Origin of the sequence: Citrobacter sp. wls718 (assembly GCF_005280945.1) — a bacterium.
GTDB lineage: Bacteria > Pseudomonadota > Gammaproteobacteria > Enterobacterales > Enterobacteriaceae > Citrobacter > Citrobacter gillenii.
Genome location: NZ_SZWV01000005.1, coordinates 1 through 15,174, shown reverse-complemented (window position 1 = coordinate 15,174; position 15,174 = coordinate 1). Strand labels below are relative to the sequence as shown.

The 15,174-nt window shown below is 54.2% G+C and carries 15 protein-coding genes, 1 other RNA gene and 1 pseudogene; 11 read left to right on the top strand and 6 right to left on the bottom strand.

Features of this window, described 5'->3' with window-relative positions:
- Positions 1-32: 32 nt before the first annotated feature.
- Positions 33-1,088, bottom strand: a complete 1,056-nt coding sequence (locus tag FDW95_RS00890) for a PLP-dependent cysteine synthase family protein (protein ID WP_219921364.1) — start codon at positions 1,086-1,088, stop codon at positions 33-35.
- A 112-nt stretch (positions 1,089-1,200) separates the two neighbouring features.
- Here FDW95_RS00890 and decR point away from each other — a divergent pair, with 112 nt between their 5' ends.
- The 5 genes from decR (at position 1,201) to amtB (ending at position 7,130) form a co-directional block, all read left to right on the top strand.
- The gene (decR, locus tag FDW95_RS00885) at positions 1,201-1,659 is read left to right on the top strand and encodes a DNA-binding transcriptional regulator DecR (RefSeq protein ID WP_164496612.1); all 459 of its coding nucleotides are present in this window, start codon (positions 1,201-1,203) and stop codon (positions 1,657-1,659) included.
- Positions 1,660-1,703: 44 nt separating this feature from the next.
- Positions 1,704-3,476 (top strand): SmdA family multidrug ABC transporter permease/ATP-binding protein, encoded by a 1,773-nt coding sequence (locus tag FDW95_RS00880; RefSeq protein WP_115259225.1) that lies wholly within the window; start codon positions 1,704-1,706, stop codon positions 3,474-3,476.
- Entirely contained in the window at positions 3,469-5,247 is a 1,779-nt protein-coding gene (locus FDW95_RS00875) for a SmdB family multidrug efflux ABC transporter permease/ATP-binding protein (protein WP_096758052.1), read from the top strand. Before FDW95_RS00880 ends, FDW95_RS00875 begins: the two co-directional genes overlap by 8 nt.
- A 226-nt stretch (positions 5,248-5,473) precedes the next feature.
- Complete coding sequence (gene glnK / locus FDW95_RS00870; protein ID WP_137363384.1) at positions 5,474-5,812, top strand: P-II family nitrogen regulator; 339 nt, start codon at positions 5,474-5,476, stop codon at positions 5,810-5,812.
- Positions 5,813-5,843: 31 nt separating this feature from the next.
- Positions 5,844-7,130, top strand: coding sequence for an ammonium transporter AmtB (gene amtB / locus FDW95_RS00865; protein ID WP_096758050.1), 1,287 nt, complete (start codon positions 5,844-5,846; stop codon positions 7,128-7,130).
- Between the two features lie 74 nt (positions 7,131-7,204).
- Here the strand turns inward: amtB and tesB are convergent, their stop codons facing one another.
- On the bottom strand, positions 7,205-8,065 hold the full coding sequence (gene tesB, locus FDW95_RS00860; protein WP_115259224.1) for an acyl-CoA thioesterase II: 861 nt from the start codon (positions 8,063-8,065) through the stop codon (positions 7,205-7,207).
- A 212-nt stretch (positions 8,066-8,277) separates the two neighbouring features.
- Here tesB and FDW95_RS00855 point away from each other — a divergent pair, with 212 nt between their 5' ends.
- A complete protein-coding gene (locus FDW95_RS00855) occupies positions 8,278-8,847 on the top strand; it encodes a YbaY family lipoprotein (RefSeq protein ID WP_115259223.1) in 570 nt (189 codons plus the stop codon).
- A gap of 31 nt (positions 8,848-8,878) precedes the next feature.
- Here FDW95_RS00855 and FDW95_RS00850 read toward each other — a convergent pair.
- Positions 8,879-9,268 (bottom strand): annotated as a pseudogene (locus tag FDW95_RS00850) (MGMT family protein).
- Positions 9,269-9,352: 84 nt separating this feature from the next.
- On the opposite strand from FDW95_RS00850, the gene ffs reads away from it, so the two are divergent.
- An RNA gene (gene ffs / locus FDW95_RS00845) (signal recognition particle sRNA small type) lies at positions 9,353-9,449 on the top strand.
- Between the two features lie 50 nt (positions 9,450-9,499).
- Here the strand turns inward: ffs and FDW95_RS00840 are convergent.
- Positions 9,500-10,927 (bottom strand): PLP-dependent aminotransferase family protein, encoded by a 1,428-nt coding sequence (locus FDW95_RS00840; RefSeq protein WP_115259220.1) that lies wholly within the window; start codon positions 10,925-10,927, stop codon positions 9,500-9,502.
- A gap of 88 nt (positions 10,928-11,015) precedes the next feature.
- Between FDW95_RS00840 and FDW95_RS00835 the strand changes: the two genes are divergently transcribed.
- Complete coding sequence (locus FDW95_RS00835; protein WP_115259218.1) at positions 11,016-11,627, top strand: hypothetical protein; 612 nt, start codon at positions 11,016-11,018, stop codon at positions 11,625-11,627.
- A gap of 82 nt (positions 11,628-11,709) precedes the next feature.
- On the top strand, positions 11,710-12,063 hold the full coding sequence (locus tag FDW95_RS00830) for a DUF1428 family protein (protein WP_115259217.1): 354 nt from the start codon (positions 11,710-11,712) through the stop codon (positions 12,061-12,063).
- Positions 12,064-12,116: 53 nt separating this feature from the next.
- On the opposite strand, the gene FDW95_RS00825 is transcribed toward FDW95_RS00830, so the two are convergent.
- A complete protein-coding gene (locus FDW95_RS00825) occupies positions 12,117-13,670 on the bottom strand; it encodes an EAL domain-containing protein (protein ID WP_115259216.1) in 1,554 nt (517 codons plus the stop codon).
- A 184-nt stretch (positions 13,671-13,854) separates the two neighbouring features.
- Between FDW95_RS00825 and FDW95_RS00820 the strand changes: the two genes are divergently transcribed.
- Together FDW95_RS00820 and ykgO are read left to right on the top strand one after the other, a co-directional pair.
- Entirely contained in the window at positions 13,855-14,115 is a 261-nt protein-coding gene (locus FDW95_RS00820; RefSeq protein WP_115259215.1) for a type B 50S ribosomal protein L31, read from the top strand.
- 1 nt (position 14,116) lies between these two features.
- Positions 14,117-14,257, top strand: a complete 141-nt coding sequence (gene ykgO / locus FDW95_RS00815) for a type B 50S ribosomal protein L36 (RefSeq protein WP_005125190.1) — start codon at positions 14,117-14,119, stop codon at positions 14,255-14,257.
- 73 nt (positions 14,258-14,330) lie between these two features.
- Here the strand turns inward: ykgO and FDW95_RS00810 are convergent, their stop codons facing one another.
- Positions 14,331-14,804: a YlaC family protein gene (locus FDW95_RS00810; protein ID WP_115259213.1), complete on the bottom strand. Its 474-nt coding sequence runs from the start codon at positions 14,802-14,804 to the stop codon at positions 14,331-14,333.
- Between the last annotated feature and the right edge of the window lie 370 nt (positions 14,805-15,174).

Sequence of the window (15,174 nt, the reverse complement as noted above, 5' to 3'; positions counted from 1 at the left end):
CAGACCATTAGGTCTGGCTTTTTTTTGCCGGTTTACTGGGTATTCAGCAGTTGGGCGATTTCCGCTTTCCATGGTGTCAAATCGCCAATATGCGCATTAACCCACTCTGGGTTGTAGTAGGTCTCAAGATAACGTTCGCCGCTGTCGCACAGTAACGTTACCAGTGAACCTGTTTCTCCAGCCTCACGCATGCGGGCGGCAAGTTGCAGCGTACCCCACATATTGGTCCCGGTTGAAGCTCCGACTTTGCGGCCCAACTGCGTTTCCAGCCAGTGCGCGGTAGCGACGCTGGCGGCATCCGGCACGCGCAGCATTTCATCAACCACGTCCGGAATGAAAGAGGGCTCGACGCGCGGGCGACCGATACCTTCGATTTTACTGCCCACCGGGCTGCGTAATGTGGCGTCACGCGCCTGCCAGTATGGCAGAAAAACAGAGTTTTCCGGATCGACCACCATCAGCCTGGTGTCGTAACCCTGGCAGCGAATGTAGCGCCCAATGGTTGCTGACGTGCCGCCGGTTCCGGCGCTCATCACAATGTGGCGGGGAACGGGATGTGGCTCGCATGACATCTGGCGGAAGATACTGTCGGCAATATTGTTATTGCCGCGCCAGTCGGTAGCGCGCTCAGCGTAGGTGAACTGATCCATATAATGGCCGTTGAGTTCACGGGCCAGCTGTTCAGACGCGGCATAAATTTCGCAGGCGCTTTCCACGAAATGGCAGCGACCGCCGTAAAACTCAATCTGCTCAACTTTGCGTTTTGCCGTGCAGGACGGCATGACGGCGATAAACGGTAGCCCCAGCAGGCGGGCGAAATAGGCTTCAGAAACCGCCGTGGAGCCGGAAGACGACTCAATAATGGTGGTGCCTTCTTTGATCCAACCATTGCATAGTCCGTACAGGAACAGTGAGCGCGCCAGTCGATGTTTCAGGCTACCGGTCGGATGTGTACTTTCATCTTTCAGGTACAGCTGAATCCCCGGGAACGCCGGAAGTGACAGGCGGATAAGATGAGTATCTGCGGAGCGTTGATAATCCGCATTGATTTCATTGATGGCGTTTTTAACCCAGGAGCTATTCATCATTAATATCCATTTGTCATTTTGTGCCTAGAGTAACGAAAAGCACGGAAAAAATTGTTGCTATTTAGCCTTTAAAATAGAATGTAGGGAGAAAATTCTTCTCTGTGGAGTGGATATGTTAGACAAAATTGACCGCAAGCTGCTCAGCTTGCTGCAACAGGATTGCACCCTTTCTTTGCAGGCACTCGCAGATGCCGTTAATCTGACAACCACCCCCTGCTGGAAACGACTCAAGCGACTTGAGGATGACGGCGTTCTGCTTGGCAAAGTCGCGCTGCTGGATCCCGAAAAGCTGGGACTTGGGTTAACGGCCTTTGTGCTGATCAAAACGCAGCATCACAGCAGTGAATGGTACTGTCGCTTTGTGACTGAAGTGACCGGGATGCCAGAGGTACTGGGATTCTGGCGCATGGCCGGGGAGTATGACTACCTGATGCGAGTGCAGGTCGCCGACATGAAACGCTATGATGACTTCTACAAACGGCTGGTGAACAGCGTGCCGGGGTTGTCGGACGTTACCTCAAGCTTTGCGATGGAACAGATTAAATACACAACTGCTCTACCTATTGAATAATTCTCCCGGCACTCATTGTCGGAAATCATGTCAGGACATAACGCGTGCGATTATTTGCTCAATTAAGCTGGTACTTTCGCCGGGAGTGGCGTCGCTACCTCGGGGCAGTGGCCCTGCTTATCATCATCGCTATCCTTCAACTTATTCCGCCTAAAGTGGTCGGTATTATTGTTGATGGCGTGACGGCTCAACGCTTCACGACCGAACGCCTGCTAATGTGGGTTGGCACAATTGCGCTGATTGCGGTGGTGGTCTATTTGCTGCGCTACGTCTGGCGCGTGCTGCTGTTTGGGGCATCCTACCAGCTGGCAGTTGAGCTGCGCGAAGATTATTACCGTCAGTTGAGCCGTCAACATCCTGAATTTTATCTGCGCCATCGCACGGGCGATCTGATGGCGCGCGCCACCAACGATGTTGACCGGGTGGTGTTCGCCGCCGGAGAAGGTGTGCTGACGTTGGTCGACTCGCTGGTGATGGGCTGTGCGGTGCTTATCGTCATGTCTACGCAAATAAGCTGGGAGTTGACGCTATTTGCCTTGCTACCGATGCCGGTGATGGCGTTGATGATTAAGCGTTACGGCGATCGGCTTCATAACCGCTTTAAGCAAGCGCAGGCGGCATTCTCCAGCCTCAACGATCGTACTCAGGAGAGCCTGACCAGCATTCGCATGATTAAAGCCTTTGGTCTGGAGGACCGGCAGTCGGCCTTATTTGCCGCAGATGCGCAGGATACCGGTAAGAAAAATATGCGCGTCGCGCGCATCGACGCCCGCTTCGATCCCACCATTTATATCGCTATTGGTATGGCGAACCTGCTGGCGATTGGCGGTGGAAGCTGGATGGTGGTTCACGGTTCGCTGACGCTCGGTCAGCTGACCAGCTTTATGATGTATCTCGGTCTGATGATTTGGCCGATGCTGGCGTTGGCGTGGATGTTTAATATCGTCGAGCGCGGTAGCGCCGCCTACAGCCGTATTCGCGCCATGTTGGCGGAAGCTCCCGTGGTTAATGATGGCACGGAACCCGTGCCGGAAGGGCGCGGGGAACTGGCGGTTGCGATTCGTGAATTCAGCTACCCGCTGATGGCGCGCCCGACGTTGGAAAACGTTAATTTCCAGCTTAAGCCTGGGCAGATGCTGGGTATTTGTGGGCCGACCGGTGCGGGAAAAAGTACCATTCTGTCGCTGATCCAGCGCCACTTTGATATTACCCAGGGCGACGTGCGCTTTCATGACATTCCGCTGACGCGCTTACAGCTTGATAGCTGGCGCAGTCGGCTGGCGGTTGTTAGCCAGACGCCGTTCCTGTTTTCGGACACCGTCGGCAACAACATTGCACTTGGACGCCCGCAGGCGACGCAGGCCGAAATCGAACATGTGGCGCGCCTCGCCAGCGTGCATGAGGATATTTTACGTTTGCCGCAGGGATATGACACCGAAGTGGGCGAGCGGGGCGTGATGCTCTCGGGTGGGCAAAAACAGCGAATTTCTATTGCGCGCGCGCTGCTGCTTAATGCGGAAATTCTGATTCTTGACGATGCGCTGTCGGCGGTAGACGGCCGTACCGAACATCAGATCCTGCATAACCTGCGCCAGTGGGGCGAGGGAAGAACGGTTATTATCAGCGCCCACCGACTGTCGGCGCTGACGGAAGCCAGCGAGATTATCGTGATGCAGCACGGACATATTGCCCAGCGTGGCGACCATGACACGCTGGTCCAGCAACCCGGTTGGTACCGCGATATGTATCGCTATCAGCAGCTGGAAGCCGCGCTGTCTGATGCCCCTGCGTTAAATGAGGAGGTGGCGAATGCGTAGCTTTGGGCAATTATGGCCGACGCTGAAACGGCTGCTGCGCTATGGTTCACCGTGGCGAAAACCACTGGGCATTGCGGTGGTGATGCTGTGGGTGGCGGCGGCGGCAGAAGTCAGCGGTCCGCTGCTGATAAGCTACTTTATTGATAACATGGTGGCGAAAAACAATTTGCCGTTGGCGATGGTGGCTGGTCTGGTTGCGGCTTATGTCGGTCTGCAACTGCTGGCGGCGGGACTGCACTATGCGCAGTCACTGTTGTTTAACCAGGCTGCCGTCGGTGTGGTGCAACAGCTACGCACGGATGTAATGGATGCTGCGCTGCGCCAACCGTTGAGTGAATTTGACATCCAGCCCGTCGGACAGCTTATCTCTCGTGTAACCAACGATACCGAAGTGATCCGCGACCTGTACGTGACGGTCGTGGCGACGGTACTGCGCAGTGCGGCTCTGATTGGTGCCATGCTGGTGGCGATGTTTAGCCTCGAATGGCGTATGGCGCTGGTGGCGATGGCTATATTCCCGGCGGTGATGGTGGTGATGGTGATTTATCAGCGCTACAGCACGCCGATTGTGCGCCGCGTTCGTGCCTATCTGGCCGATATCAACGATGGCTTCAATGAAGTCATTAACGGTATGAGCGTGATCCAACAGTTTCGCCAGCAGGCGCGCTTTGGGGAGCGCATGGGCGAGGCCAGCCGTTCGCACTACATGGCACGCATGCAGACCTTGCGGCTGGACGGTTTTTTACTGCGTCCGTTGCTGAGCCTGTTTTCCGCCCTGATCCTCTGTGGTTTACTGATGTTGTTCAGCGTGACCTCTGGCACGTCCATCGAGGTTGGCGTGCTGTATGCGTTTATCAGCTATCTCGGGCGTCTGAATGAGCCGCTGATTGAGCTGACGACCCAACAATCTATGCTGCAGCAAGCGGTTGTCGCCGGTGAGCGCGTCTTCGAACTGATGGACAGACCGCGTCAGCATTATGGCGATGATGATCAGCCGCTGAAGAGTGGCAACATTGAGGTTGATAACGTGTCATTTGCTTATCGCGATGACAATCTGGTGCTGAAAAATATTAGCCTGTCCGTGCCTTCACGCAGTTTTGTGGCGTTGGTTGGGCATACCGGTAGTGGCAAGAGTACGCTCGCCAGCCTGATGATGGGCTACTATCCGCTGACGCAAGGGGAGATCCGTCTGGACGGGCGCCCCCTCTCCTCGTTGAGTCACGGCGTCTTACGTCAGGGCGTCGCGATGGTGCAGCAGGATCCGGTTGTGATGGCGGACACCTTCCTGGCAAACGTCACGCTGGGCCGCGATATTTCTGAAGATCGAGTGTGGCAGGCGCTGGAGACCGTACAGCTGGCTGAGCTGGCACGCGGTCTGAGTGACGGTATTCACACCCGATTGGGCGAACAGGGCAATAATTTGTCCGTGGGGCAGAAACAGCTGCTGGCATTGGCGCGGGTTCTGGTCGAAACGCCGCAGGTACTGATTCTGGATGAAGCCACTGCCAGTATTGACTCCGGCACGGAGCAGGCCATTCAGCAGGCGCTGGCTGCTGTGCGCGAACACACTACGCTGGTGGTGATTGCCCATCGACTCTCCACGATCGTGGAAGCAGACACCATTCTGGTGCTGCACCGGGGGCAGGCCGTCGAGCGCGGCACACATCAGCAATTACTGGCGGCGCAAGGCCGCTACTGGCAAATGTATCAGCTGCAACTGGCCGGTGAAGAGCTGGCGGCCAGTGCGCATGAGGATTCCATTATTGCCTGATGGCGCAGTGCGTTTCAGGCCTACGGCTAAATTGGTTCAAGAAGCATCAACAATCTGGTGCAAAAATGTAACGCACTATGCACCGTTATAGTGCGTTTTTTCTTTTTCTACCCCAGCCGCGCCCTGCGAGCCTGAATCACCCCGCGTTTTTCATTTCTGGCACACCCCTTGCAATATTCATCCTGTGTATCTGCAGCCACTACTGAATTCTGACTGGAGGGGATCTATGAAGCTGGTTACCGTGGTAATCAAACCGTTCAAACTGGAAGGCGTCCGTGAAGCACTGTCTTCTATTGGTATTCAGGGGCTGACCGTCACCGAAGTGAAGGGCTTTGGTCGACAGAAAGGCCATGCCGAGTTGTATCGGGGAGCCGAATACAGCGTCAATTTTTTACCGAAGGTGAAGATTGATGTGGCGATTGCCGACGATCAGCTTGATGAGGTGATCGACGTCATCAGCAAGTCGGCCTACACCGGAAAAATTGGCGACGGCAAAATTTTTGTCGCCGAGCTGCAACGTGTGATTCGTATTCGTACCGGCGAAGCCGACGAAGCCGCACTGTAACTTCTGGCACACAGTGATAGGAAACCAAAAAATGAAGATAGCAACGATGAAAACGGGTATCGCTTCACTGGCACTGCTGCCGGGGCTGGCGATGGCAGCGCCAGCCGTCGCGGACAAAGCTGATAACGCCTTTATGATGATATGTACCGCGCTGGTGTTGTTTATGACCATTCCGGGCATCGCGCTGTTTTACGGCGGTTTGATTCGTGGCAAGAACGTTCTGTCGATGCTGACGCAGGTGACGGTGACGTTTGCACTGGTCTGCATTTTATGGGTGGTGTATGGCTACTCGCTGGCCTTTGGCGAGGGGAATAGTTTCTTCGGCAACTTCAACTGGGTGATGCTGAAAAACATTGCCCTGACGGCGGTAACGGGGAGTTTCTACCAGTACATTCACGTTGCGTTCCAGGGCTCATTTGCTTGCATCACCGTTGGACTTATCGTTGGGGCGCTAGCTGAACGCATTCGCTTCTCTGCGGTACTGATTTTTGTGGTGGTATGGCTGACGCTGTCCTACATTCCGATTGCGCATATGGTCTGGGGCGGTGGTCTGTTGGCCTCCCATGGCGCGCTGGATTTTGCGGGCGGGACGGTGGTGCATATCAATGCCGCGATCGCCGGGCTGGTGGGTGCTTATCTGATTGGCAAGCGTGTGGGTTTTGGCAAAGAGGCTTTCAAACCGCATAACCTGCCGATGGTCTTTACCGGGACCGCAATTCTCTACATCGGCTGGTTTGGTTTTAACGCAGGTTCTGCGGGGACGGCAAATGAAATCGCTGCGCTGGCCTTTGTGAATACCGTGGTGGCGACCGCTGCTGCCATTCTCGGCTGGATCTTCGGTGAGTGGGCGCTGCGCGGTAAACCGTCGCTGCTGGGGGCGTGTTCTGGTGCCATTGCGGGCCTGGTTGGCGTGACCCCTGCTTGTGGTTACATTGGCGTCGGCGGTGCGTTGATCATCGGGGCAATTGCCGGTCTGGCGGGGCTGTGGGGCGTGACGATGCTGAAGCGTTTTCTGCGCGTTGATGACCCGTGCGATGTGTTCGGTGTGCACGGCGTTTGCGGCATTGTCGGCTGTCTTCTGACCGGGGTGTTCGCCGCCAGTTCGCTGGGTGGCGTAGGTTTTGCTGAGGGCGTGACCATGGGGCATCAGGTGCTGGTGCAGCTCGAAAGCGTGGCGATTACCATTGTCTGGTCCGGTGTGGTGGCCTTCATCGGCTATAAGCTGGCGGACATGACGGTAGGGCTGCGCGTACCGGAAGAGCAGGAGCGCGAAGGGCTGGATGTGAACAGCCACGGTGAAAACGCCTACAACGCTTGATATTTCACTCTGCCGGATGGTGCTAAACGCTTATCCGGCCTACGACAGATGTAGTCTGTAGGCCGGATAAGACATCAGTTGCGATTGCGCATCACCCCTTCCTGTACGGTAGAGGCAACCAGCACGCCGTCCTGTGTATAAAATTCCCCGCGCACAAAGCCCCGGGCACCGGAGGCAGAGGTGCTCTCGACGTTATACAGCAACCACTCATTGATATTGAAAGGACGATGGAACCACATCGAATGGTCGATAGTGGCTATCTGAATCCCTTTCTCCAAAAAACCAATTCCGTACGGTTGTAGCGCCACAGGCAGGAAGTTCAGGTCGGAGGCGTAACCCAGCAGATACTGATGCACGCGTAGGTCGTCCTGCACCGTACCGTTGGCGCGGATCCACACCTGGCGTGCCGGTTCGGCGACATGGCCTTTGAGCGGGTTATGAAACTCCACCGGACGCACTTCCAGTGGGCGGTCATTGATAAATTTCTCTTTCAACAGCGGCGGCAGCAGATGTGCCACTGAACGGGCAATTTCGGTTTCGGATTTCAGCGCGTCGGGCCCGGGTGCGTGCGGCATGGTTTTTTGATGTTCAAAGCCATCTTCCGGCGCCTGAAAAGAGGCGGTCATGTAGAAAATGGGCTTCCCGTTCTGGATGGCGGCAATGCGGCGAGCGCTGAAACTGTTACCATCGCGCAGCACTTCGACATCGTAAATTATCGGTTTTTGGCTATCGCCGGGACGTAAAAAGTAGCTGTGAAAGGAGTGCACCAGCCGCTCTTCCGGCACGGTTTCTTTAGCGGCATACAGCGCCTGTCCGACGACCTGCCCGCCAAAAACCTGGCGTAATCCTAAGTCTTCACTTTGGCCGCGAAAGAGTCCTTCTTCAATTTTTTCCAAATTCAACAATGTCAGCAAACTTTTTAGTGCCAGACTCATAGGTGCTCTCCAGGTCATGTCGATGTCGCAGCGAAGTAGGCAGAGTATAACGCAATTTTGAAAGTGGTCCGATGGGTGCAATTGTCTGAATTACCGGTCGATTGCAGGCAAAAATAGCTACTTTGTGCCACACTTAGTCACGTTATGTTTTTGTTAACCACTCTTCTGGCGAGGAAAGTTCTCGCTGGTGCATTGACGATAAGGAGAATTTAATGAAACTCGTGCACATGGTAAGTGGTTTAGCCGTTGCGGTCGCGCTGGCGGCCTGTGCTGATAAAAGTGCAGATATTCAGACACCTGCGCCAAGCCCTACTACGTCAATTGCTGACACACAGTCAAAAATTCAACAGCCGAATGTTTCTGGTACGGTGTGGATCCGCCAGAAAGTTGCGCTGCCACCGGATGCCGTACTGACCGTCACACTGTCGGACGCTTCGCTGGCGGATGCCCCGTCAAAAGTTCTGTCGCAAAAAGCGGTGCGTACTGAAGGGAAGCAGGCGCCATTTAGCTTTGTGCTGCCGTTTAACCCGGCAGATATTCAGCCGAACGCCCGTATTTTGTTAAGTGCAGCCATTATGGTGAATGACAAACTGGTGTTTATTACCGACACCGTGCAGCCGGTTATCAACCAGGGCGGTACCAAGGCCGATCTGACGCTGGTTCCTGTTCAGCAGACGGAAGTTCCGGTTCAGGCCAGCGGTGGTGCGGCAACTACGGTGCCGTCAACGTCTCCCACGCAGGTGAATCCGTCTTCAGCCGTCCCTGCACCTACGCAGTACTAAGACTGGCATAACCCTCTCCGCCAGGGGAGGGTTAATACACCCAGCGATAACGTTGTAAATCGATGTGCCCACTTCCCGAAACCACCACCCCTTCAGACAGCAATGCCTGACGCTGGCGCTGTAGATCCGGCCCGGTCAGCGATATAGCACCATGGCGATTAACGACTCGATACCACGGCAGGGTGCTGCCTTCGGGAAGCCGTTTGAGGACGCCGCCGACCTGACGCGCTGCACGCGGAGATCCGGCAAGTCTGGCGACATCACCATAGGTAGTGACGAATCCTTCGGGGATTGAGGCGACAATTTGCCAGACGCGTTGGGGGAAAGAGTCTTGTATATCCATCATTTATTCCTGCGCTAATTCCCCAGCATAATCTGGAATGGCGGGTGAGTGAAGCCGCATTGCACAAGAAAACAGCATCTGGTGCTGGATGGGTTGCAATTACACGGTGCAGCAGTGATAATGCGCCTGCGCGTTGGTTAACAACGCTCTCAATGGGGGCTCTGTTGGTTCTCCCGCAACACTACTCTGTTTACCAGGTCAGGTCCGGAAGGAAGCAGCCAAGGCAGATGACGTGTGTGCCGGGATGTAGCTGGCAGGGCCCCCACCCAATTCTGCCGTTCGGCAATCTTTTTCACCTTTCCTCGTCACTTAGATTATTTTACGTATTTTCCCATGACTTGCCTGTGAACGCAGAGTGTCCCAGATCGGCTGCAATGTGTTGAAGGCGGCGCGCATCGTGTCATCCGGCAGCGCGAAGGGCATGCGTAAGAAACGATCGAATGCACCCGCTAACCCAAAGCGCGTTCCGGTACCTAACTGAATACCGGCGCTGTCGGCGCGAGTGGCAAACAGCGTCGCCAGCGTATCGGGCAATTCTACCCAGAAAGATAACCCGCCCTGCGGTTGGGTAAATTGCCATTCCGGGAAATGCGATCGCATCAGAGTATGGCACTGGTTGCGTCTGGCGGTGAGCAGTTGTCTTCTGTCCGGGAGAAACTGCGCGGCGTTATCCAGCAGCCAGCCGGTAGCGAGCTGTTCCAGCACCGGTGAGCCTAAATCGAACGTGTCGCGGGTTTGCACCAGTGCGGCAATAGTCCGTGATGACGCCCGCACCCAGCCAAGACGTAATCCTCCCCAGAAACTTTTACCGGCAGACCCCAACATAATGATGGGTGCATCGCGATTGAAGGCGGCAAGCGGCGGTGGTGGCGGGGCGTCATACCACAGATTGACCATGGTTTCGTCCACCACCAGCGTGGTGTGCGTTTTGGCGGCGATATCGGCCACCACCTGGCGTGTGGCGGCGTCCATGCAACGTCCGGTAGGATTGTGAAAATCCGGCATCAGGTAGGCCATGCGTGGGGCGGTTTGTGCGATGGTGGCGACAAGACCCGCAGTATCCCATCCCTGTTCAGGCAGCGACACCCCCACGGGTCGGCAGGAGGCCCCCTGAATCGCCGCAATAGCGAGCGGGTAAGTGGGATGATCAACCACTACGCGATCGCCTGGACCGGTAAGCAACCGCAGGATCAGCGCCAGCCCGCTGACTGCACCATTGACCACCATAACCTCATCCGGCTGCGTGGGTAATCCGCGTTCGCAGTAATGCCGGGCAATGGATTCGCGCAAAGACGGTAGCCCCTGGGGCAGATACCCGGAACTTAATAGATGCTGCGGTATGGCAAACAGCGCCTGCTGGTAAGCCTGATGAATTTCGGGACCTGCGCTGAGCGCGGCGGTGGACAGATCGAGTGCGGTACCGGTGACGGTGCGAGTCGGTACATGGCGAATATGTTCCGGCAGGATCACCCGTGAGCCGCTACCCTGGCGGCTTTCCAGATATCCTTCTTCCCGCAGCTGTGCCATTGCGCTGGCGATAGTTGTTCGGCTGACTTCCAGCACCGTAGCAAGTTCGCGCTCGCCGGGAAGCCGGCTATCCAGCGCCAGCCGGCCATCCAGTATCAGCAGACGCAAGGCTTCGGCCAGCTGTCGCCAGATTGGGGTACGTGAGGGACTCTCCTGCCAGTGCCCGAGCAGGCGCTGGAGAGACTGACTTCCATAACGGCGAGATGACATTGCAGTCCACTTTTTGGAAACTGGTCATTAATCATAGTGCCAATTGCGTTGAAGATGAAGACTGTCTGCGCAGGGAGAGGAGAAAAGCATGCTGCGTCGTTTACTGCAATTGTTTATCGGGCTGATGCTTTACGGCGTGTCGACGGCGATGTTTGTGCGTGCGGATTTAGGCGCTGATCCCTGGAACGTTTTTCATCTGGGTGTGGCAAATCTGTTGTCGATGAACATCGGCTTGGTGATTATTGCCGTGGGCGTATTGGTCCTGTTGGCATGGATCCCACTACGCCAGCGTCCGGGGTTTGGCACATTGAGTAATGTCATTATGATTGGGCTGGCGGCTGATGTGGCGCTGATGGTAATCCCGGGATTTGAATCCCTGTTTGCCCGCAGCGGTTTGTTGGTATCTGCGGTGATACTGAACGCCTTAGCGACCAGTCTGTATATCGGTGCGGGGTTCGGTGCTGGCCCACGTGATGGTCTGATGACCGGCATTCACGCGCGTACCGGTTGGCCGGTGAGGCGAATTCGAACGGCCATCGAAGTGTCGGTGTTGTTTATCGGTTGGCTACTCGGGGGAACCCTGGGCGTTGGTACGGTGCTGTATGCACTGGCGATTGGTCCGCTCATTCAGCTTTGTCTGCCGTGGTTTCGGCATCAGCCGCAGTCACGCATTCGGGTTCGGAATGAACCTACGGCATGATCGCGGGCTGACGACTAAACTTAATCTCGACTGACGCGGCCAGAATTGGCTTGCCGCGCAGTAAACTTCGGAGGCTTTTCTCATGAAGTATGTTGATGGTTTTGTGGTTGCCGTACCCGCTGAAAACAAGGAGGCGTATATCGCGATGGCGGCAAAAGCGGCTCCGCTTTTCAAGGAGTTCGGTGCATTGCGCGTGGTGGAATGCTGGGCTGACGATGTCCCTGACGGCAAATTGACCGATTTTCGCATGGCGGTAAAAGCGCAGGATCATGAAGAAGTGGTATTCAGCTGGATTGAGTATCCTTCAAAAGAAGTCCGTGACGCGGCGAATCAGAAGATGATGTCCGATCCCCGAATGAAGGAATTTGGCGAATCGATGCCCTTTGATGGCAAGCGCATGATCTACGGTGGATTCTCGCCCATTATGGATGACTGACGTGACTGGCTGTGCGGCGTGCCGCCAGCCATCTCAATCTTTTCGCATGTCGGCTACAGTCGTGTCTCCGCCCACAGGATAAACTCTGCCTTTGGCAATGCCTTACTGTATAGCCAGCCCTGGCCGTACTGCACGCCATGCTGTCGTAGCCACTCTTCCTGATTTTTCGTCTCGATACCTTCTGCCACCATTTCCAGCTTCAGCGTTTTTGCGATCTCGATAATATGCGGCGTCACGTTGTTGTATCCCAACGCATCCACGAACGATTTATCGATCTTCAAAATATCGACATCCAGATCCTGCAAGTAACTGAGACTGGAATAACCGGTGCCAAAATCATCAATGTAAATCGAATGGCCTGCCTGGCGGTACTTGGCGATGAACGGAGCGCTGGTTTTCGGATCGGCAAAGGCGCGTTCTGTGAGTTCGAGTGCAATTTGCGACGGGTTTATCTGATAGTGATTCACCTTCCGGCTGAGCAGACCTGGCAGCGTTTCTGATGTCAGATTATCGGCTTCAAGATTGATGGAGATATGCTGCTCCGGATGGTGATGAAGCCATTTGCCCAGATCGTCAAACACGCTTTCGATAATCAGGCGAGTGAGAGGGGTTGTCAGGCCGGTCTGCTGTGCCAGCGCGACGAAAATCTCTGGTGAGAGAAAACTGCCATCGGGCTGCGGCCAACGGGCCAGCGCTTCGGCACCTACCACTTTCCCGGTACGAAGAGAAATGATCGGCTGATAGTACACCTTAATTTCACGGCGCTGGATAGCCTCCTGCAACTGATGATGGGGAGACTGCAAACGACGTAAAATACGCAGAACAAAGGCGGCGGTCAGCAGACCGATAAGAATTCCCGCCGGGAGCCAGATAAGCGCCTGTCGGTGCCATATTTTTTTCAGCGGCAGCGTAGATGCCCAGCTGACGACGGTAATACCTAATGCAGGGAAGGGGCGGGCGTTGTAAATAACGCCCTCTTTTTGCAAATGCGTAGTGGCATTATCTTGTTGAAAATTTTGCAAAATATCTTCTGGTAGCGTTCCGCTACTGGTGACAATCCTGCTTTTATCGGCGCCAATAATGGCGACATCAATCGGCCACGAACCAAACGGAACAACGTCAATGAACGTGGCGGGATCGACCATCACCACATAGTTTTCGCTGCCTAATGCAGCCATAAAACGCTGGATACCTAAGTCGTTATCCGTGGTTAACCAGGCACGGTAGCCATCCTCGGTGACTTTCATCGCCGCAGGGAAGGCGACAGCACGGCTTTTATTCTCGAGGGAAGAGCATTGCGGGACGTTGTCCTTGAGGTACACCACTTCCTGAATGTAACGATAGCTGTATGACAAACGACGCATTTCCAGTAAATGTTCCGTTCCGCAAGGTTCTCCCTTGAAGGTCTCAATCTGGCGTAATGCTTTTTTCGCCTGCTCGCCGACCCTTTCTGTGCGCAAAGCAACCCGGCTGGTGTAAGAATCAAGCTCGTCCATAAATTTAGTTTCAACCTGACGATACGCCAGCCACAGACTCAAACCCACTGGCGCAAGGATGGACAGAATCAGTATTCCGGTCACCAGGCCGATCAAATGTCGTGTTGTCACAGTGATATCCTTATTTACACAGCGTAGGGAAAGTATATCCGAAAGTGAAAAATCTATTCGAATGACCTAATAGATTTAAGAGGGGTATTTCCAGACTAATTACCCACTGTGTAAATGAGGTTGAGCCAGGGACGAGAGTAGTGTACTTTATTGTTATGTTATAATGTAACAATTAGAGGTTGCTATGAAACCGGATATCCATCCTTTTTATCGTACTGTGGTATTCCACGACACCAGTGCCAATGAGTACTTTAAGGTCGGTTCGACCATCAAAACGGAACGTGAGATTGAATTTGAGGGACAAACGTATCCCTACGTGACCCTTGATATTTCGTCTAAATCACACCCGTACTACACCGGGAAGCAGAAGACGTTCGACAACGAGGGCAGTGCGGCGCGCTTCCAGAAACGTTTTGGCCATTTTATTGGCACTAAGCGAGGTTAATATGCAGGTTCTTAATTCACTTCGCAGTGCCAAACAGCGCCACCCTGACTGTCAGATAGTCAAACGCAAAGGGCGTTTGTATGTTATCTGCAAAACGAATCCGCGATTTAAAGCGGTGCAGGGCAGGAAGAAAAGACGTTAGACATTTTGCCAACATTTCAGGGAAACCAGTGCGTGCCAGCGGGTACGCACTTTTTTATTGGCTGGTAGGCAAGCTACTGACCGGCAACTTCTGCGCGAGTTAGCGTGAAGACGTCGTAGAAAGAGAGTTCGCCTTTCCGCGCCATCATTTTTTGCAATTGGGCTTTACGTTCGCCATCCACCCGCGGTGAATGCAGAATGGTCTCGATAAGCGCTGGCGGAACAAAACGGGTGTTATACCATTCGCCGTTATAGCAGACTCTGAAGTCCAGCACGTCGATGTCTTCGAAACGGTAACGCGGCGCGACGTCAAAAAAGAAAAAACCATTGAGGATGACAAACAATACCACCAGCAGCCACACTGAATCGACCAGCGTTTCTGATTGCAGCATAACCGCCAGCGTGGCGAACCATGCGACATACATGCCAATAAACAGTCCCGGATACTTGCGAATGAAGCTGATGCTAAAGCGCGGTCTGTTATCGCGCTTTTCGCGCACATTTAAGTCGTCAATTGTTTCGGTGAGCAGGCGCTGTATTTCTGTCATCTCTTGCCTTCGTGATGTCTTCAATATTCAGGTGGGATCGACCCATTTTAAGAGGGGATAGTGCCTGAAAAAAGCAACAGATTAACCACAATTTAGCATAACAGTTACATTTGAACGTATAGCGTTTTGATGAGGCGCGCAGGATTGCCGCCTACAACGGTGTTTTTGACCCAACAGGTTATGCAGGACAGTCTGCATCTTCTGTTTGCCGAACGTTCATTATGGCAAAACAATAAAACGCAATGCGCACAGGGGAGCGTTCCCATTACCTTATTGTGATCGAAGTCACCTGATTTGAATTAAATAACTATTGTAAATATGAGGAGGTGGTCAGCCAGACAAACAAATCTAAGGAAGGTGCGAATAAGCA